At 58.7% G+C, this 17,950-nt stretch carries 18 protein-coding genes; 13 read left to right on the forward strand and 5 right to left on the reverse strand.

Features of this window, described 5'->3' with window-relative positions:
• Nucleotides 1-26: 26 nt before the first annotated feature.
• The 3 genes from hisG to hisC all read left to right on the forward strand — a co-directional run bounded on the left by hisG (nucleotide 27) and on the right by hisC (nucleotide 3,184).
• Entirely contained in the window at nucleotides 27-662 is a 636-nt protein-coding gene (gene hisG, locus JOE34_RS11195) for an ATP phosphoribosyltransferase (protein ID WP_002555077.1), read from the forward strand.
• Between the two features lie 123 nt (nucleotides 663-785).
• The gene (gene hisD, locus JOE34_RS11200) at nucleotides 786-2,132 is read left to right on the forward strand and encodes a histidinol dehydrogenase (protein ID WP_003424521.1); all 1,347 of its coding nucleotides are present in this window, start codon (nucleotides 786-788) and stop codon (nucleotides 2,130-2,132) included.
• Nucleotides 2,132-3,184 carry a histidinol-phosphate transaminase gene (hisC, locus tag JOE34_RS11205; protein WP_010419160.1) on the forward strand — a complete coding sequence of 351 codons (1,053 nt, stop codon included), beginning with the start codon at nucleotides 2,132-2,134 and terminating at the stop codon, nucleotides 3,182-3,184. The genes hisD and hisC overlap by 1 nt, the downstream gene beginning before the upstream one ends.
• A gap of 915 nt (nucleotides 3,185-4,099) precedes the next feature.
• Here hisC and algW read toward each other — a convergent pair.
• The gene (gene algW, locus JOE34_RS11210) at nucleotides 4,100-5,260 is read right to left on the reverse strand and encodes a Do family serine endopeptidase AlgW (protein ID WP_003340656.1); all 1,161 of its coding nucleotides are present in this window, start codon (nucleotides 5,258-5,260) and stop codon (nucleotides 4,100-4,102) included.
• Nucleotides 5,261-5,371: 111 nt separating this feature from the next.
• On the opposite strand from algW, the gene JOE34_RS11215 reads away from it, so the two are divergent.
• From JOE34_RS11215 to cysN, 3 genes are all read left to right on the forward strand, one after another.
• Nucleotides 5,372-6,130, forward strand: coding sequence for a Nif3-like dinuclear metal center hexameric protein (locus tag JOE34_RS11215; RefSeq protein WP_003364071.1), 759 nt, complete (start codon nucleotides 5,372-5,374; stop codon nucleotides 6,128-6,130).
• A 153-nt stretch (nucleotides 6,131-6,283) separates the two neighbouring features.
• Nucleotides 6,284-7,201, forward strand: a complete 918-nt coding sequence (gene cysD, locus JOE34_RS11220; protein ID WP_003313577.1) for a sulfate adenylyltransferase subunit CysD — start codon at nucleotides 6,284-6,286, stop codon at nucleotides 7,199-7,201.
• Between the two features lie 10 nt (nucleotides 7,202-7,211).
• Nucleotides 7,212-9,110 carry a sulfate adenylyltransferase subunit CysN gene (gene cysN, locus JOE34_RS11225; protein WP_003418808.1) on the forward strand — a complete coding sequence of 633 codons (1,899 nt, stop codon included), beginning with the start codon at nucleotides 7,212-7,214 and terminating at the stop codon, nucleotides 9,108-9,110.
• A 113-nt stretch (nucleotides 9,111-9,223) separates the two neighbouring features.
• Here the strand turns inward: cysN and JOE34_RS11230 are convergent, their stop codons facing one another.
• Complete coding sequence (locus JOE34_RS11230; RefSeq protein WP_003340664.1) at nucleotides 9,224-9,667, reverse strand: DUF1043 family protein; 444 nt, start codon at nucleotides 9,665-9,667, stop codon at nucleotides 9,224-9,226.
• A 145-nt stretch (nucleotides 9,668-9,812) separates the two neighbouring features.
• Between JOE34_RS11230 and JOE34_RS11235 the strand changes: the two genes are divergently transcribed.
• From JOE34_RS11235 to zapE, 3 genes are all read left to right on the forward strand, one after another.
• Nucleotides 9,813-10,442, forward strand: a complete 630-nt coding sequence (locus JOE34_RS11235) for an alpha/beta fold hydrolase (protein WP_010423671.1) — start codon at nucleotides 9,813-9,815, stop codon at nucleotides 10,440-10,442.
• A gap of 39 nt (nucleotides 10,443-10,481) precedes the next feature.
• Nucleotides 10,482-11,831, forward strand: a complete 1,350-nt coding sequence (locus tag JOE34_RS11240; RefSeq protein ID WP_010423673.1) for a tryptophan--tRNA ligase — start codon at nucleotides 10,482-10,484, stop codon at nucleotides 11,829-11,831.
• A gap of 62 nt (nucleotides 11,832-11,893) precedes the next feature.
• A complete protein-coding gene (gene zapE / locus JOE34_RS11245; RefSeq protein ID WP_003340671.1) occupies nucleotides 11,894-12,988 on the forward strand; it encodes a cell division protein ZapE in 1,095 nt (364 codons plus the stop codon).
• A gap of 78 nt (nucleotides 12,989-13,066) precedes the next feature.
• Here the strand turns inward: zapE and JOE34_RS11250 are convergent, their stop codons facing one another.
• A complete protein-coding gene (locus JOE34_RS11250; protein WP_161633437.1) occupies nucleotides 13,067-13,972 on the reverse strand; it encodes a GlxA family transcriptional regulator in 906 nt (301 codons plus the stop codon).
• 494 nt (nucleotides 13,973-14,466) lie between these two features.
• On the opposite strand from JOE34_RS11250, the gene rplM reads away from it, so the two are divergent.
• The 4 genes from rplM (at nucleotide 14,467) to JOE34_RS11270 (ending at nucleotide 16,638) form a co-directional block, all read left to right on the forward strand.
• Entirely contained in the window at nucleotides 14,467-14,895 is a 429-nt protein-coding gene (rplM, locus tag JOE34_RS11255; protein ID WP_002555065.1) for a 50S ribosomal protein L13, read from the forward strand.
• A gap of 14 nt (nucleotides 14,896-14,909) precedes the next feature.
• Entirely contained in the window at nucleotides 14,910-15,302 is a 393-nt protein-coding gene (gene rpsI / locus JOE34_RS11260) for a 30S ribosomal protein S9 (protein ID WP_002555064.1), read from the forward strand.
• A gap of 281 nt (nucleotides 15,303-15,583) precedes the next feature.
• Nucleotides 15,584-16,201, forward strand: a complete 618-nt coding sequence (locus JOE34_RS11265; RefSeq protein ID WP_003424513.1) for a glutathione S-transferase N-terminal domain-containing protein — start codon at nucleotides 15,584-15,586, stop codon at nucleotides 16,199-16,201.
• 17 nt (nucleotides 16,202-16,218) lie between these two features.
• Entirely contained in the window at nucleotides 16,219-16,638 is a 420-nt protein-coding gene (locus JOE34_RS11270; protein WP_003418802.1) for a ClpXP protease specificity-enhancing factor, read from the forward strand.
• Between the two features lie 60 nt (nucleotides 16,639-16,698).
• On the opposite strand, the gene JOE34_RS11275 is transcribed toward JOE34_RS11270, so the two are convergent.
• Nucleotides 16,699-17,277, reverse strand: coding sequence for a BON domain-containing protein (locus tag JOE34_RS11275; protein ID WP_003313570.1), 579 nt, complete (start codon nucleotides 17,275-17,277; stop codon nucleotides 16,699-16,701).
• Nucleotides 17,274-17,867: a phosphoheptose isomerase gene (locus JOE34_RS11280; RefSeq protein WP_003418801.1), complete on the reverse strand. Its 594-nt coding sequence runs from the start codon at nucleotides 17,865-17,867 to the stop codon at nucleotides 17,274-17,276. Before JOE34_RS11280 ends, JOE34_RS11275 begins: the two co-directional genes overlap by 4 nt.
• Nucleotides 17,868-17,950 lie beyond the last annotated feature (83 nt).

Consider the following 17,950-nt stretch of genomic DNA (forward strand, 5'->3'; position numbering starts at 1 on the left):
TTTCCTGATAAGGACTTACGTTTCCCATGTTGACCATCGCACTGTCCAAGGGCCGCATTCTTGACGACACTCTGCCGCTTCTCGCTGAAGCCGGCATAGTGCCGACCGAGAATCCGGACAAGAGCCGCAAGCTCATCATCCCCACGACTCAGGCCGATGTGCGCCTGCTGATCGTGCGTGCCACCGACGTGCCGACCTATGTCGAGCATGGTGCCGCCGACCTGGGTGTCGCGGGCAAGGATGTGCTGATGGAATACACCGGTCAGGGCCTGTATGAGCCGCTGGACCTGCAGATTGCCAAGTGCAAGCTGATGACCGCGGGTGCCATCGGTGCGGTCGAGCCCAAGGGGCGTCTGCGCGTGGCGACCAAGTTCGTCAACGTCGCCAAGCGTTACTACGCAGAGCAGGGCCGTCAGGTCGATATCATCAAGTTGTACGGCTCCATGGAGCTGGCACCGCTGATTGGCCTCGCAGACAAGATCATCGACGTGGTCGACACCGGGAATACCCTGCGCGCCAACGGCCTGGAGCCCCAGGAGCTGATCGCGACCATCAGCTCGCGTCTGGTGGTGAACAAGGCCTCCATGAAGATGCAGCACGCACGTATTCAGGCTCTCATCGACACCCTGCGCAAGGCAGTGGAGTCGCGACACCGTAGCTGATCCCTTCACGCAACGTTGAGTTGCGTCCAGCTATCCGTGTCATAGCCAAATTTCTCAGGTGCCTGCGCGGATAGCTTGGTAGCTTTAGGCTCCTGAGCATCCGCCAATTATTGAGGCCCCGCTATGACCACTCCCACTGCAATTCGCCGACTCGATGCTGCTGACCCGGATTTCGCACGACATCTGGATCATCTGCTGAGCTGGGAAAGTGTGTCTGACGACTCGGTCAACCAGCGCGTGCTCGACATCATCAAGGCGGTGCGTGAGCGTGGCGACGCGGCGCTGGTCGAGTTCACCCAGAAGTTCGACGGGCTGCAGGTTGCCTCAATGGCCGACCTGATTCTGCCCCGCGAGCGCCTGGAACTGGCGTTGACGCGCATAACCCCGGTTCAGCGCGAAGCCCTGGAAAAGGCCGCCGAGCGTGTGCGCAGTTACCACGAAAAGCAGAAGCAGGATTCCTGGAGCTACACCGAGGCCGACGGCACGGTGCTGGGCCAGAAGGTCACGCCGTTGGACCGTGCAGGTCTGTACGTGCCGGGTGGCAAAGCTTCCTATCCGTCTTCGGTATTGATGAACGCCATACCGGCCAAGGTGGCAGGTGTGACCGAAGTGGTCATGGTCGTGCCGACGCCGCGTGGTGAAATCAACGAACTGGTGCTGGCTGCTGCCTGCATTGCAGGGGTCGACCGGGTGTTCACCATTGGCGGGGCGCAGGCTGTTGCCGCGCTGGCTTACGGCACTGAAAGCGTGCCGAAAGTCGACAAGGTTGTTGGCCCTGGCAACATCTATGTGGCGACCGCCAAGCGTCACGTCTTCGGTCAGGTGGGGATCGATATGATCGCTGGTCCTTCCGAGATTCTGGTGGTGTGTGACGGCCAGACCGATCCTGACTGGATCGCCATGGACCTGTTCTCCCAGGCCGAGCACGACGAAGATGCCCAGGCCATTCTGGTCAGTCCGGATGCCGAATTTCTCGACAAGGTGGCGGCCAGCATCACCCGTCTGCTGCCGACCATGGAGCGGGCGGCCATCGTCGAAACGTCGATCAACGGTCGCGGCGCCCTGATAAAGGTGTCTGACATGGCCCAGGCCATCGAAGTCGCCAATCGCATCGCGCCCGAGCACCTCGAATTGTCGGTCGCCGATCCGGAAGCCTGGCTGCCGCAGATCCGCCATGCGGGTGCGATTTTCATGGGGCGCCACACCTCCGAAGCGCTGGGCGATTACTGCGCAGGTCCCAACCATGTGCTGCCGACCTCCGGCACGGCGCGTTTTTCCTCGCCGCTGGGCGTCTACGATTTCCAGAAGCGCTCGTCGATCATCTATTGCTCGCCGCAAGGTGCGTCCGAGCTGGGCAAGACAGCGTCCGTGCTGGCTCGTGGCGAGTCCCTGAGCGGCCACGCGCGCAGCGCCGAATATCGAATCACTGACCCTGACTGGAAAGCAGGCAACACAGAGGACGGCAAATAATGAGCAAATTCTGGAGCCCTTTTGTCAGCGATCTGGTGCCTTATGTGCCGGGCGAACAGCCGAAGCTGACCCGCCTGGTCAAGCTCAATACCAATGAAAACCCGTATGGCCCTTCGCCAAAGGCCATCGACGCCATGCGCGCCGCGCTGACCGACGATTTGCGCCTTTATCCGGACCCCAACAGCGATCTGCTCAAGCATGCTGTCGCCGATTACTACAAGGTGCAGCCCAATCAGGTGTTCCTGGGCAACGGCTCGGACGAGGTGCTGGCGCACATTTTTCACGCCTTGTTTCAGCACGATGCTCCGCTGCTTTTCCCGGATATCAGCTACAGCTTCTATCCGGTGTATTGCGGCCTGTATGGCATCGATCACGAATTGGTCCCGCTGGATGAGCAGTTCCAGATTCGTGCCGAAGACTACGCCAGACCGAATGCCGGGATCATCTTCCCCAACCCGAATGCGCCGACCGGTTGCCTGCTCGGTCTGGACAAGGTCGAGCAGATCATCAAGGCCAGCCCGGACTCGGTGGTGGTCGTCGATGAAGCGTATATCGACTTTGGTGGCGAGACAGCTATTACGCTGGTCGATCGTTACCCGAACCTGCTGGTCACCCAGACCCTGTCCAAGTCGCGTTCGCTGGCCGGTCTGCGCGTCGGCCTGGCGGTGGGTCATCCTGATCTGATCGAGGCGCTGGAGCGGATCAAGAACAGCTTCAACTCCTATCCGTTGGACCGCATGGCCAATGTAGGCGGGGCGGCCGCCTTCGAGGATCGCGAGCACTTCGAAACCACCCGCAACAAGGTCATCGAAAGCCGCGAGGTACTGGTCGAGCAGTTGCAGGGCAAAGGCTTTGAGGTTCTGCCATCGGCAGCCAACTTCATCTTCGCCCGCCACCCGCAACATGATGCCGCAGCACTGGCAGCCAAATTGCGCGAACAGGGCGTCATCGTCCGTCACTTCAAACAGCAGCGAATCGCCCAGTTCCTGCGCATCAGCATCGGCACGCCAGAGCAGCATCAGGCATTGCTGGAAGGTCTGAGCGACATCTGAGAAGCGGATCGGTCAGCCCGAAAACGGGCTGACTCTGCGCCGTCACTCATCGCCGACCTGTGTGAGTAATCCACATGGCTCGAAAACACCCCGTACCTGTGGGAGCGAGCTTGCTCGCGAAAGGGTCTGTAGAAGCGCCGAAAATGCATCGACTGAAACACCGTCTTCGCGAGCAAGCTCGCTCCCACAAGGTCATCAGTGCCGCAGGGCATTCGCATGGCTCGAAACACAGCCGACCTGTGTGAGTAATCCACATAGCTCGAAAACACCTCGGACCTGTGTGAGTGTTTCACATGGCTTGAAGACACCCCGGACCTGAGTGAGTGTTTCACATGGCTTGAAAAACACCCCGGACCTGAGTGAGTGTTTCACATGGCTTGAAAAACACCACGGACCTGTGGGAGCGAGCTTGCTCGCGAAAGGGTCTGTAGAAGCGCCGAAAATGCATCGACTGAAACACCGTCTTCGCGAGCAAGCTCGCTCCCACAAGGTCATCAGTGCCGCAGGGCATTCGCATGGCTCGAAACACAGCCGACCTGTGTGAGTAATCCACATGGCTTGAAGACAACCCGGACCTGTGGAGTTTTTCACATGGCTCGAAAACACCCCGTACCTGTGGGAGCGAGCTTGCTCGCGAAAGGGTCTGTACAAGCGCCGAAAATGCATCGACTGAAACACCGTCTTCGCGAGCAAGCTCGCTCCCACCAGGTCATCAGTGCCGCAGGGCATTCGCATGGCTCGAAACACAGCCGACCTGTGTGAGTAATCCACAAGGCTTGAAAACACCCCGGACCTGTGTGAGTGTTTCACATGGCTCTAAAACACCTCGCTCTCACGCCCTCCGGGCAGAAGCGTGGACACCTTTTATTCCCGGCGTCACAGATCTGCGTTGTACCGCACTTCCAGATGGCGGCGTCACTCCGGCGCGGCGACGGGTGTCGGGGCGGGCGGTGGGCGCAGGCCGACTTCGGCGCTCAGGCGCATTTCCTTGCCGTTACGCATCACGTCGATAGCAATCTTGTCCTTGGGTTTGGTGCGCGCCACCTGGTTCATCGAGCGACGACCGTCGCCGGCAGGTTCGCCATTGATGCTCAGGATCACGTCGCCCAGTTGCAGCCCGGCTTTCTGCGCCGGTCCGTCGCGGAAGATGCCCGCCACGACGATACCTGGACGATCCTTAAGCCCGAAGGATTCGGCCAGTTCCTGAGTCAGAGGTTGAACTTCGATGCCCAGCCAGCCACGAATGACCTGACCATGCTCGATGATCGACTTCATGACATCCATAGCCAGCTTGGTCGGAATGGCGAAGCCGATGCCCTGCGAGCCGCCGGACTTGGAAAAGATCGCGGTGTTGATACCGATCAGATTGCCGCTCGCGTCCACCAGCGCGCCACCCGAGTTACCCGGGTTGATGGCCGCATCGGTCTGAATGAAGTCTTCGTAGGTGTTGAGGCCCAATTGATTGCGCCCGGTGGCACTGATGATGCCCATGGTCACGGTCTGGCCGACCCCGAACGGGTTGCCGATCGCCAGTGCCACATCGCCGATGCGGATGCTGTCAGAGCGCGCGATGGTAATCGCCGGCAGGTTTTTCAGGTCGATCTTGAGCACCGCCAGGTCGGTTTCCGGGTCATTGCCGATGACCCGGGCAATGGTTTCGCGGCCGTCTTTGAGCGCGACCACGATCTGGTCCGCGCCGGTGGTGACGTGGTTGTTGGTCAGTATGTAGCCTTCGGGGCTCATCATGACGCCAGAACCCAGGCTCGATTCCATACGCTTCTGCTTGGGCGTGTTATCGCCGAAGAAACGTCGGAACTGCGGGTCTTCGAAAAGCGGGTTGTTGCCCTTGTTGACCATCTTGGTGGTATAGAGGTTGACCACCGCGGGCGCTGCGGCAATGACCGCGTCGGCATAGGAAGACGGACCTTGCATGACGTTGGTGGTCTGTGGAGCCTGTTGCAGATTGACATCCAGACTCGGCAGGCCGACCCACTGCGGGTAGCGCTGAATAATCAGCATGGCGATAAGCACGCCAGCCAGCAATGGCCAGCCGAAAAAACGCAGTGCCTTGAACATTTAACAAGTCCTGATGGTTGCGGGCGCAGAAAGTTTTGCCACGGGTGCGCCATAATGGCGGGCATTATACGAGTACAACGCAGCTCTGAACTGCATATTTAGGAGTCTTTTATGGCTGTTGCCCTGAGCACCCTGGTCGAAGAAGCCGACCGCTATCTGAACAGTGCCCGGATTCAGGATTACTGCCCCAATGGCCTGCAGGTCGAAGGGCGGCCGCAAGTCATGCGCATCGTCAGTGGCGTGACGGCCAGTCAGGCCCTGCTGGACGCGGCAGTCGACGCTCAGGCTGATCTGGTTCTGGTCCACCACGGTTATTTCTGGAAGGGCGAAAACCCGTGTGTCGTGGGCATGAAGCAGCGTCGCCTGAAAACCTTGCTCAAGCATGACATCAGCCTGCTGGCCTACCACCTGCCGCTGGATGTGCACCCCGAGGTGGGCAACAACGTGCAACTGGCGCGTCAACTGGACATCACGGTCGAAGGCCCTCTGGACCCTGAAAACCCGCGTGTGGTCGGGCTGATCGGTTCGCTGTCCGAACCCATGACTGCGCGGGATTTCGCTCGTCGCGTGCAGGACGCGCTGGGGCGTGAGCCATTGCTCATCGAAGGCAGTCAGATGATTCGCCGTGTCGGCTGGTGCACGGGTGGGGGGCAGAACTACATCGATCAGGCGGTGCTTGAGGGCGTCGACCTGTTCCTCAGTGGCGAAGCGTCGGAGCAGACGTTTCATAGCGCACGAGAGAACGACATCAGCTTCATCGCCGCCGGCCATCATGCCACCGAGCGCTACGGCGTGCAGGCACTGGGCGACTACCTGGCGCGGCGCTTTGCGCTCGAGCATATCTTTATCGACTGTCCGAACCCGATTTGAACGATCAAACAGCAGGGCATATGCATAGATCGTTTCGATCTAGTTGCATCGCTGATTAGCGATATCACGCATGTTAAAGTGCCCGGCTCGAATACGGCCCGCTGGCCGCCCCGGGGTTTCCCGGTCCATAACGAACGCAATCCGTGAGTAGCCATGGTTGACAAACTGACGCATCTGAAACAGCTGGAGGCGGAAAGCATCCACATCATCCGCGAGGTCGCCGCCGAGTTCGATAACCCGGTGATGCTGTACTCGATCGGCAAAGATTCGGCCGTGATGCTGCACCTGGCGCGCAAGGCATTCTTCCCCGGTAAACTGCCATTCCCGGTCATGCACGTCGATACCCGCTGGAAATTCCAGGAGATGTATCGCTTTCGCGACCAGATGGTCGAGGAAATGGGCCTGGACCTGATCACCCATATCAACCCCGATGGCGTGGCGCAGGGCATCAACCCGTTCACCCATGGCAGCGCCAAACACACCGATATCATGAAGACCGAGGGCCTGAAGCAGGCGCTCGACAAGCATGGTTTCGACGCTGCCTTTGGCGGTGCCCGACGCGACGAAGAGAAGTCCCGGGCCAAGGAACGCGTCTACTCGTTCCGCGACAGCAAGCACCGCTGGGACCCGAAAAACCAGCGTCCCGAGTTGTGGAACGTCTACAACGGCAACGTCAACAAAGGTGAGTCGATCCGTGTGTTCCCGCTCTCCAACTGGACCGAGCTGGATATCTGGCAGTACATCTACCTTGAAGGCATCCCGATCGTGCCGCTGTATTTCGCCGCCGAGCGCGACGTTATCGAGAAGAACGGCACGCTGATCATGATCGACGACGAGCGCATCCTCGAGCATCTCACCGATGAAGAGAAGTCGCGCATCGTCAAGAAAAAGGTCCGTTTCCGCACCTTGGGCTGCTACCCGCTGACCGGTGCCGTCGAGTCCGAAGCGACCAGCCTGACCGACATCATTCAGGAAATGTTGCTGACGCGAACTTCCGAACGCCAGGGCCGGGTCATTGACCATGACGGCGCTGGTTCGATGGAAGAAAAGAAACGTCAGGGTTATTTCTAAGGGGTGTCACATGTCGCATCAATCTGATTTGATCAGCGAGGACATCCTCGCCTACCTGGGCCAGCACGAACGCAAGGAAATGCTGCGCTTTCTTACCTGTGGCAACGTCGATGACGGCAAGAGCACGCTGATCGGGCGTTTGCTGCACGACTCCAAGATGATCTACGAGGATCACCTGGAAGCCATCACCCGTGACTCGAAGAAGTCCGGTACCACGGGTGATGACGTCGATCTGGCGTTGCTGGTGGATGGCCTGCAGGCCGAGCGGGAGCAGGGCATCACCATCGATGTCGCTTATCGCTATTTCTCCACGGCCAAGCGCAAATTCATCATCGCCGACACCCCGGGCCACGAGCAGTACACCCGCAACATGGCCACCGGTGCGTCGACCTGTGACCTGGCGATCATTCTGGTGGACGCCCGCTACGGCGTGCAGACCCAGACCCGTCGTCACAGCTATATCGCCTCGCTGCTGGGCATCAAGCATATCGTCGTCGCCATCAACAAGATGGACCTCAACGGCTTCGATGAAAGCGTTTTCGAGTCGATCAAGGCCGATTACCTGAAGTTTGCCGAGGGCATCGCGTTCAAGCCGACCACCATGGCTTTTGTACCTATGTCGGCGCTCAAGGGCGACAACGTGGTGAACAAGAGCGAGCGTTCGCCGTGGTACACCGGCCAGTCGCTGATGGAAATTCTCGAAACGGTCGAAATCGCCAGCGACCGCAACTATGCGGACCTGCGTTTCCCGGTGCAGTACGTCAACCGTCCGAATCTGAACTTCCGTGGTTTCGCCGGTACGCTGGCCAGCGGCATCGTGCACAAGGGCGACGAGATCGTCGTGCTGCCGTCGGGCAAGAGCAGCCGTGTGAAGTCCATCGTCACCTTTGAAGGCGAGCTGGAGCAGGCGGGGCCGGGTCAGGCGGTGACGCTGACCATGGAAGACGAGATCGACATTTCCCGTGGTGACCTGCTGGTGCATGCCGACAATGTTCCGCAGGTCAGCGATGCGTTCGATGCCATGCTGGTGTGGATGGCCGAAGAACCGATGCTGCCGGGCAAGAAGTACGACATCAAGCGCGCCACCAGCTATGTGCCAGGCTCCATTGCCAGCATCACCCACCGGGTCGATGTGAACACACTGGAGGAAGGCCCTGCCAGCTCGTTGCAACTGAACGAGATCGGCCGCGTCAAGGTCAGCCTCGATGCGCCCATCGCGCTGGACGGCTACAGCAGCAACCGCACCACGGGTTCGTTCATCGTCATCGATCGTTTGACCAATGGCACCGTTGCGGCGGGCATGATCATCGCCAAGCCGGTTTCAGGTGGCGGCTCGCAGCACCATGGCGAACTGGCCCACGTCTCCACTGAGGAGCGCGCGCAGCGCTTCGGTCAGCAACCGGCCACCGTGTTGTTCAGCGGCCTTTCCGGCGCGGGTAAAAGCACGCTGGCCTATGCGGTCGAGCGCAAGCTGTTCGACATGGGCCGTGCGGTCTATGTGCTGGACGGTCAGAACCTGCGTCATGACCTGAACAAAGGCTTGCCACAGGATCGTGCAGGTCGTACCGAGAACTGGAGCCGTGCCGCGCATGTGGCGCGTCAGTTCAACGAAGCCGGCCTGTTGACCCTGGCCGCATTCGTTGCGCCGGACGCCGAAGGGCGTGAGCGCGCCAAGGCGCTGATCGGCAAGGATCGCCTGCTCACCGTCTATGTACAGGCGTCGCCAACGGTCTGCCGCGAGCGTGATCCGCAGGGCCTGTATGCCGCTGATGGCGACAATATCCCTGGCGAGTCCTTCCCGTATGACGTGCCGCTGAATGCCGATCTGGTGATCGACACGCAGACACTCAACGTGGAAGAAAGCGTCAGGCAGGTGCTGGATCTGCTGCGCAGCCGCGGCGCGATCTGATTCATATCCCCTGGCAGGGGGCTTGCCTCCGCAAGGGATTACAGTTTCGATCCTACAAAAAAAGCCCGCCGCAGATGCTCTCTGCGGCGGGCTTTTTGTGTGGCTGCGAAAGCTTACTTCTTCAAGCCGTAATGCTCATCCAGCATGCCCGGGGAGTTGGGCGACTTGGGCGCGTAATCCTTGGGTGTTTCAGTGTCACGTGGCGGGGTCAGGCGGTCGCGATGATCGCGGTGCGCATGATTGGCCTCAGGGTGCAGGGCGGCCAGCAGGCGTTGGCGGGTCAGCTCGTCGAGAGCCAGACGGTTGGCGCCCTCGGCAAGGTGTTCCTGAACATCCTGATAGCTCTGTGAAAGCTTTTGTACCAGATTGGCCGTGCTGTTGAAGTGCGTGACTACCTCGTTCTGATAGGCGTCGAAACGCTCCTGAATGTCATCCAGCTGGCGCTGGGTGCTGTTCGGAACGGTGTTGGGCAGCAGGCGTGCCACCAGAAAACCAATGACGACGCCGGCCACCAGGGCGAGCGTCGGCAACAACCAGACTAAGAGCGAGTGTTCCACGAGTCCTTCCTCTATAAACGGCTTTGCTTTACGTTAACGGCTCGAACCTGCGCTGTATACCCGCGACGTATCGTTGATATGCATGCCGCAGACAATCAGCTAGACGAGTCGACCCATTTCGAGGTCACGGAGTTCTGTTTTGCTCATGCGTGAAACCCCATTATTTATCGATGGCCCTGAAGGCCAGCTCGAAGCGCTGTATCAGGATGTCCCCGACGCCCGAGGTGTTGCACTGATCTGTCATCCTAACCCGATACAGGGCGGAACGATGCTCAATAAAGTCGTCTCGACGTTGCAGCGTACCGCACGCGATCAGGGTTTGATCACGTTGCGCTTCAATTATCGCGGCGTCGGTGCCAGTGCCGGTACCTCGGTTGCCGGGCCGGGCGAGATCGATGATGCCCAGGCTGCCGCCCAATGGCTGCGGGCGCAACATCCAGATATGCCGATGACCCTGCTCGGATTTTCCTTTGGCGGCTACGTTGCTGCAAACCTGGGTGGCAGGCTGGAAGCGCAGGGTGAAAAGCTCACGCATCTGTTTCTGATTGCGGCTGCGGCGTCGCGCCTTGAGGACCAAAGCGTACTGCCCAAGGCTTGCCCGCTGACGATCATTCAGCCGGAGAACGACGAAGTGATCGACCCTGAGACGGTCTATGCATGGTCCGCCGCGTTGCAACGTCCCCATGAGCTGCTGAAAGTGGCAGAATGCGGACACTTTTTTCACGGCAAGCTGACTGATCTGAAAGATCTGCTCCTGCCGCGACTTTCCAGCTGATTGCAACCCGTATTGCATCCTATTGATAAGCGACCTGCCATGACCACTCGTATCCTGACCGGTATCACGACCACCGGCACTCCCCATCTGGGCAACTACGCGGGCGCCATTCGCCCGGCCATTGTCGCCAGCCGTCAGAGCGATTTCGACTCGTTCTACTTTCTGGCCGACTACCACGCGCTGATCAAATGCGATGACCCGCTGCGCATTCAGCGCTCGCGTCTGGAAATCGCCGCGACCTGGCTGGCGGCGGGGCTGGACGTCGATCGTGTGACCTTCTATCGCCAGTCGGACATTCCTGAAATCCCGGAACTGACCTGGCTGCTCACCTGCGTCGCGGCCAAGGGCCTGCTCAATCGCGCCCACGCCTACAAGGCGTCGGTGGACAAGAACGTGGAAGGTGGCGAAGACCCGGATGCAGGCATCACCATGGGACTGTACAGCTACCCGGTGCTGATGGCTGCCGACATCCTGATGTTCAATGCGCATCAGGTTCCGGTAGGTCGCGACCAGATTCAGCACGTTGAAATGGCCCGTGACATCGGTCAGCGTTTCAATCACCTGTTCGGCAATGGCAAGGAATTCTTCGTCATGCCCGAGGCACTGATCGAAGAGAGCGTGGCTACGCTGCCAGGTCTGGACGGTCGCAAGATGTCCAAGAGCTACGACAACACCATCCCGTTGTTCAGCGGTGCCAAGGACATGAAAAGCGCGATATCGCGCATCGTCACCGACTCGCGTGCCCCGGGCGAAGCGAAAGACCCGGACACCTCGCACCTGTTTACCCTGTATCAGGCCTTCTCGACGGCCGAGCAGTGCGCCGAATTCCGCTCTGACCTGTTGCAGGGCCTGGGCTGGGGTGAAGCCAAGAATCGTCTGTTCACGTTGCTGGATGCACAGCTGAGCGAACCCCGTGAAAAGTATCTGGGGCTGATCGAGCGTCCTGCCGATCTGGAAGACATCCTGCTCGCTGGCGCGCAGAAAGCCCGACGTGTCGCCACCCCATTCCTCGAGGAATTGCGCGAGGCGGTGGGCCTGCGGTCGTTCCGTACCGTGGTGCAGAACGCTGACACGGGCAAGAAAAAGGCCAGCAAGGGCGCTCGTTTCGTCAGCTTCCGTGAAGACGACGGTAGCTTCCGCTTCCGTCTGCTGGCAGCCGATGGCGAGCAGTTGCTGTTGTCGCGCAACTTTGCCGATGGCAAGGCTGCAGGCGTGGTCAGCAAGCAGTTGCAGCAGGGCGGCGAACTGGACCTGCGCAGCGAAGACGATCGCTTCACGCTGTGGCTGGACGGCGCCTGTGTGGCGGACAGCCCGGTATTCGCCGACGCTGCCGCGCGCGACAGTGCCATCGAAACACTCAAGCTGGCGCTCGCTCCTCAACAGGACTGATTGCCAATCCCCGGGGTCGTCGCTACAGTGACGACCCGTTTTTGTTGCCTTGCTAACGAATTATGACGCCCCTAGAACGATATCAAGCTGATCTGAAACGCCCGGACTTCTTTCACGATGCCGCGCAGGAAAACGCTGTGCGTCATCTGCAGCGCCTGTACGACGATCTGATCGCCGCTCACGACAGCAAGCCCGGCCTGTTCGGCAAACTGTTCGGCAAGAAAGAGCAGACGCTGGTCAAGGGGCTGTACTTCTGGGGTGGCGTAGGCCGCGGCAAGACGTATCTGGTCGATACGTTCTTCGACGCACTGCCGTTTCAGGACAAGGTCCGTACGCACTTCCACCGCTTCATGAAGCGCGTGCACGAAGAGATGAAGACTCTCAAGGGCGAGAAAAACCCGTTGACGATCATCGCCAGGCGTTTTTCCGATGAGGCGCGGGTCATCTGTTTCGACGAGTTTTTCGTCTCCGATATCACCGATGCCATGATCCTCGGCACGCTGATGGAAGAGCTGTTCAAGAACGGCGTGACGCTGGTGGCCACTTCCAACATCGTTCCGGACGGCCTGTACAAGGACGGCCTGCAGCGGGCGCGTTTCCTGCCGGCCATCGCGCTGATCAAGCAGAACACCGACATCGTCAACGTCGACAGTGGCGTCGATTACCGTCTGCGTCACCTGGAGCAGGCTGAACTGTTCCATTTCCCGCTCAACGAAGTTGCACAGGAGAGCCTGCGTAAAAGCTTCAAGGCGCTGACTCCGGATTGCGCGGAAACCATCGAAAACGATGTGTTGATGATCGAAAACCGCGAGATCCGTGCGCTGCGCACCTGTGACGATGTGGCGTGGTTCGACTTCCGTGAGTTGTGCGACGGCCCGCGCAGTCAGAACGACTACATCGAGCTGGGCAAGATCTTCCATGCCGTGCTGATCAGCGGCGTCGAGCAGATGGACGTTGCCACTGACGACATCGCCCGACGCTTCATCAACATGGTCGACGAGTTCTACGATCGCAACGTCAAGCTGATCATCTCGGCAGAGGTCGAATTGAAGGACCTGTACACCGGTGGCCGGTTGATGTTCGAGTTTCAGCGCACCCTCAGCCGTCTGCTGGAAATGCAATCCCACGAGTTCCTCTCGCGGGCACACAAGCCCTAGTCGCAGCGGCAAGTTTCAAGCTGCAAGCCGCAAGCTAAAAGCCCAGGCTCTTGCAGCTTGCAGCTTGCAGCTTGCAGCTTATAGCTTCTCCCTCTGACCCTCGAACTGTTGCCGATACTGATTGGGTGACAGCTCGGTGTGCTGGCGGAACAGTCGGGCAAAGAAGCTGGCGTCGTCGTAGCCCACTTCGTAGCTGATGGTCTTGATGCTCTTGCGCGTCCCCGACAGCAATCCCTTTGCCGTTTCGATCCGCAGCCGTTGCAGGTAATGCAGCGGCTTGTCGCCTGTGGCGGTCTGAAAGCGGCGCATGAAATTGCGAATGCTCATGCCGTGCTCACGGGCCACGTCTTCAAAGCGGAACTTGTCGGCAAAGTGCTCTTCCAGCCAGTGCTGGATCTGCAGAATGACCACGTCCTGATGAAGCTTCTGACCGCCAAAACCGATTCGCCCCGGCGAGTAGGTGCGACGCACTTCATAGAGGATGTCGCGGGCGACGGCCTGGGCTACATTGGCGCCGCAGAAGCGCTCGATCAGATAAATGTACAGATCGCAGGCCGAGGTCGTGCCGCCCGCGCAATACACGTTGTCGGCGTCGGTCAGGTGCTTTTCCTGATTGAGCAGGACCTTGGGATAGCGCTCGGCGAATGCGCTGAAAAAGCGCCAGTAGGTCGTCGCTTCCTTGCCGTCCAGCAAGCCGGCTTCGGCAAGCCAGTAGACGCCGGTGGCTTCGGCGCAGAGTACGGCACCGTTGGCGTGCTGCTCGCGCAACCACGGCAGGATCTGTGGATAACGCTGGCAGAGGGTTTCAAAATCGTCCCAGAAGGCCGGGATGACGATGATGTCGCTCTGGCAGAGCGCGCCGTCGACCGGCAGGGTGACATCGCTGAAGCTGCTGACCGAAAGCCCGTCCGGGCTGACCAGGCGCGTTTCGAAAGCGGGTACCAGGCCATTGCCCAGTTGCTTGCTGTAGCGCAGGCTCGCCAGATGGAAGAAATCCTTGGCCTGCATGACAGTGGAGGCAAACATCTTGTCCGTGGTCAGGATGCTTACGCGGCGCAGAAGAGTGGCGTGTTGGATCGGCATAATCGTTATTCTTATATGGGTAAATGGTCAAGCGACGGCTGGATCGTCTTATTTTTTGCCAAAACTGTCCAGCCTCGTTACGTGGGGCTCCTTGGCAGGGCTCCCATGATGGCTTTGTGCTAAGAGGGTAAATATCCGCCAATCCACGCCCCGCAGGCAATAAACAGAATGTGAACAAAAAATCCGGTTGAGGTTATTTTTACAGTCTGTATAATCCGCCAGCTCTTTGCAGTGGAAGTGATGCGCCGTCTGCCGAAGAATCTTGCCGTATAACGGACGCGCTGACCCGAGCCCCCGATAGCGTCTGTTTCCGGCTGCCTTTGACTTGTCAAAGTACGCACTATTCAGTAAGATCCGCCGTCTAATTTTCAGGGCGGCCCCTGAGGCTATAAAGAATGAAAACTTTTACTGCTAAACCGGAAACAGTTAAGCGCGACTGGTTCGTCGTCGACGCTGCTGGTCAGACCCTGGGTCGTCTGGCCACCGAAATCGCGAGCCGTCTGCGTGGCAAGCACAAACCGGAATACACTCCGCACGTTGATACTGGCGACTACATCGTCGTGATCAATGCCGAGCAGATCCGCGTTACTGGTGCCAAGACCACCGACAAGATCTACTACTCACACTCCGGTTTTCCGGGCGGGATCAAGTCGATCAACTTCGAAAAGCTGATCGCCAAAGCTCCTGAGCGCGTGATCGAGACCGCGGTCAAAGGCATGCTGCCTAAGAACCCGCTGGGTCGCGACATGTATCGTAAGCTGAAAGTCTATGCGGGCGCTGTACACCCTCATACTGCTCAGCAGCCCCAAGAACTGAAGTTTTAACGGAATAGTTCATTATGTCGGCGACTCAAAATTACGGCACTGGCCGTCGCAAGACCGCAACCGCTCGCGTTTTCCTGCGTCCGGGTACTGGTAACATCTCGATCAACAACCGCTCCCTGGATAATTTCTTCGGCCGCGAAACTGCCCGCATGGTAGTTCGTCAGCCGCTGGAACTGACCGAGACAGTTGAAAAGTTCGACATCTACGTCACCGTTATCGGTGGCGGTGTGAGTGGTCAGGCTGGCGCAATCCGCCACGGTATCACTCGCGCTCTGATGCAGTACGATGAGACGCTGCGTGGCGCTCTGCGTAAAGCAGGCTTCGTGACTCGCGATGCTCGTGAAGTTGAACGTAAGAAAGTCGGTCTGCGTAAAGCGCGTAAGCGTCCGCAGTACTCGAAGCGTTAATACGCTCTTCGTTCAAAGAAAGAACGTCCATCCCCTCGCGGGGCTGGGCGTTTTTTTATGGGCGTGATTTTTACGGTCAGGATGTTTTTGCGTTGCTCGTTTTGCGTCGATATTGTGAAATTTATCCGCCTGTCGACGAAGATTACGGAATTTACATCGCGTAAATGAGCTATCTTGTGGCCCGCGACGAACACCTGTCCTGTTGCGTTCATTATCGGATGCGCCCTTCAAGCGCGTTCGTTCGTCTGTCCGATAAATTTTAACAAGCGAGGAGGATCGCCATGGGCGTGACCAACCGGTTGGCCTGCTACTCCGACCCCGCCGACCACTATTCTCATCGCGTACGCATTGTGCTCGCCGAGAAGGGTGTCAGCGCCGAAATCATTGAAGTGGTGGCAGGTCGTCATCCGCCGCAGCTGATTGAAGTAAATCCATACGGCAGTGTGCCGACCCTCGTTGATCGTGACCTGGCGTTGTACGAGTCGACCGTGGTGATGGAGTACCTGGATGAGCGCTATCCACATCCGCCTCTGCTGCCCGTCTATCCGGTTGCTCGTGCCAACAGTCGTTTGCTGATCCATCGTATCCAGAGAGACTGGTGCGGCCTTGTCGACCTGATTCTGGATACGCGCAGCAAAGAGCCTGCTCGTGTTCAGGCGCGCAAGGAGCTCCGTGAGAGTCTGGCCGGGGTTTCCCCGTTGTTCGCGGAAAAAGCTTTTTTCATGAGTGACGAGCTAAGTCTTGTTGACTGCTGTCTACTCCCCATACTCTGGCGTTTGCCAATTTTGGGTATTGAATTGCCGCGGCCTGCCAAGCCGTTGCTTGATTATATGGAGCGCCAATTTGCGCGTGAGGCTTTTCAGACGAGTCTGTCTGATGCCGAACGTGAAATGCGCTAAGGCTTAAGGAGCCGTTAATGAACTCCAGTCGCCCTTATCTTGTTCGTGCTCTCTATGAGTGGATCGTCGATAACGATTGCACCCCGCATGTGCTGGTCAATGCGGATTACCCGGCTGTGCAGGTCCCACAAGGATTTGCCAATGACGGGCAGATTGTCCTGAATGTTTCGCCGAGTGCCGTGCGTCATCTGCATATGGATAACGAAGCGGTGAGCTTCGAAGGCCGCTTCGGCGGTGTGCCGCACACGCTTTATGTACCTGTCGCTGCCATCCTGGGTATTTATGCCCGCGAGAACGGTCAGGGCATGGTTTTCGATCTGGAGCCTTCCATGGAAGAGGGTGAGGAAATAGAGATCGAGATCGAAGACGATACGCCTCCGCCAGACAGCGAACCGCCGCGTCCGAGTGGCAGGCCGAGTCTGAAGGTCGTGAAGTAAAAAACGGGCAATAAAAAAGGCGATCTTCGGATCGCCTTTTTCATGCCTGCCGGTTACCCGTCAGTCGATGTACTCGAAGAGTTTGACGATCTTCTGTACGCCGGAGACGCCCTGTACCAGGTTGGTGGCGCGATTGGCTTCGTCCTGGGTTACCAGGCCCAGCAGGAACACGATGCCGTTCTCGGTCACCACCTTGATACGCGAGCCGGGGATGGATGCGTCGGCGATCATCTGGCTTTTGACCTTGGTCGTCAGCCAGGCATCGTTGTTGCGCGCCAGCAGCGAGGAGGGCGCCATCACCTGCAGTTCGTTGTTGACCTTCTTGACGCGCTGAACGGCGCTGGCGGCCTGTTCGGCCATGGCCTTGAGGTCGGCACGCGGTGTCTGGCCAGCCAGCAGCACGATGCCGTTGAAGCTGGTCACGACGATGTGCGAGCCCTCTGCGAGGTCAGGGCTGGCCTTGGAGATGTTGACGGCTGCCTTGGTCTCGATCAGCGAGTCATCGATCTTGCTGCCGAAGGTGCGCGTGCCGCGATCATCTTCGATCGGTTTTTCGCGAGTGGCCGTGATCACCGAACTGCATCCGGTGATGCTGAGGCACAGTGTCAGAACCAGTAGGCTGAGACGATTAGGGGTCATTCTTCACTCCCGAACAGTTGGCTGTCGATCAAATCGCAAAGGCAATGGATCGCCAGCAGATGGACTTCTTGTATGCGTGCCGTGACATTGGCGGGTACGCGGATCTCCACATCCTCAGGCAATAGCAGTGAGGCCATGCCGCCACCGTCGCGTCCCGTCAATGCTACGACAATCATTTCGCGATCATGTGCGGCCTGGATGGCCTGAATAATATTCGCCGAGTTGCCGCTGGTGGAAATGGCCAGCAATACATCGCCTGGCTGACCCAGTGCGCGGATCTGTTTGGAGAAGATTTCGTTGTAGCTGTAATCGTTGGCGATCGAGGTGATCGTCGAGCTGTCGGTGGTCAGTGCAATTGCCGGCAGGCTCGGCCGCTCACGTTCGAAGCGGTTGAGCAGTTCCGAGGAAAAGTGCTGTGCGTCGCCAGCTGAGCCGCCGTTGCCGCACGCGAGCATTTTGCCCTCGTTGAGCAGGGCATTGACCATGACCTGACTGGCTTGCTCGATAAAGGGTGCAAGGACTTCCATCGCCTGTTGCTTGGTTTCGATGCTGGCCTGGAACAGCCGGCGAATTCGGGATTGCATGTCCATCAATGTGACCTTAATTAGAGCGTACGGCGGCGGGACGGATGCGCCGGGTTCTCCCGGGAGCTATCCGGCACACAAGGTGTGCA

The organism is Pseudomonas sp. PvP028, from assembly GCF_017832255.1.
Classification (GTDB): Bacteria; Pseudomonadota; Gammaproteobacteria; order Pseudomonadales; family Pseudomonadaceae; genus Aquipseudomonas; species Aquipseudomonas syringae.

Coding starts and splice junctions, on each gene's coding strand:
- hisG (WP_002555077.1), top strand. CDS start 27: ATGTTGACCATCGCACTGTCCAAGGGCCGCATTCTTGACGACACTCTG.
- hisD (WP_003424521.1), top strand. CDS start 786: ATGACCACTCCCACTGCAATTCGCCGACTCGATGCTGCTGACCCGGAT.
- hisC (WP_010419160.1), top strand. CDS start 2,132: ATGAGCAAATTCTGGAGCCCTTTTGTCAGCGATCTGGTGCCTTATGTG.
- algW (WP_003340656.1), bottom strand. CDS start 5,260: ATGTTCAAGGCACTGCGTTTTTTCGGCTGGCCATTGCTGGCTGGCGTG.
- JOE34_RS11215 (WP_003364071.1), top strand. CDS start 5,372: ATGGCTGTTGCCCTGAGCACCCTGGTCGAAGAAGCCGACCGCTATCTG.
- cysD (WP_003313577.1), top strand. CDS start 6,284: ATGGTTGACAAACTGACGCATCTGAAACAGCTGGAGGCGGAAAGCATC.
- cysN (WP_003418808.1), top strand. CDS start 7,212: ATGTCGCATCAATCTGATTTGATCAGCGAGGACATCCTCGCCTACCTG.
- JOE34_RS11235 (WP_010423671.1), top strand. CDS start 9,813: ATGCGTGAAACCCCATTATTTATCGATGGCCCTGAAGGCCAGCTCGAA.
- JOE34_RS11240 (WP_010423673.1), top strand. CDS start 10,482: ATGACCACTCGTATCCTGACCGGTATCACGACCACCGGCACTCCCCAT.
- zapE (WP_003340671.1), top strand. CDS start 11,894: ATGACGCCCCTAGAACGATATCAAGCTGATCTGAAACGCCCGGACTTC.
- rplM (WP_002555065.1), top strand. CDS start 14,467: ATGAAAACTTTTACTGCTAAACCGGAAACAGTTAAGCGCGACTGGTTC.
- rpsI (WP_002555064.1), top strand. CDS start 14,910: ATGTCGGCGACTCAAAATTACGGCACTGGCCGTCGCAAGACCGCAACC.
- JOE34_RS11265 (WP_003424513.1), top strand. CDS start 15,584: ATGGGCGTGACCAACCGGTTGGCCTGCTACTCCGACCCCGCCGACCAC.
- JOE34_RS11270 (WP_003418802.1), top strand. CDS start 16,219: ATGAACTCCAGTCGCCCTTATCTTGTTCGTGCTCTCTATGAGTGGATC.
- JOE34_RS11275 (WP_003313570.1), bottom strand. CDS start 17,277: ATGACCCCTAATCGTCTCAGCCTACTGGTTCTGACACTGTGCCTCAGC.
- JOE34_RS11280 (WP_003418801.1), bottom strand. CDS start 17,867: ATGGACATGCAATCCCGAATTCGCCGGCTGTTCCAGGCCAGCATCGAA.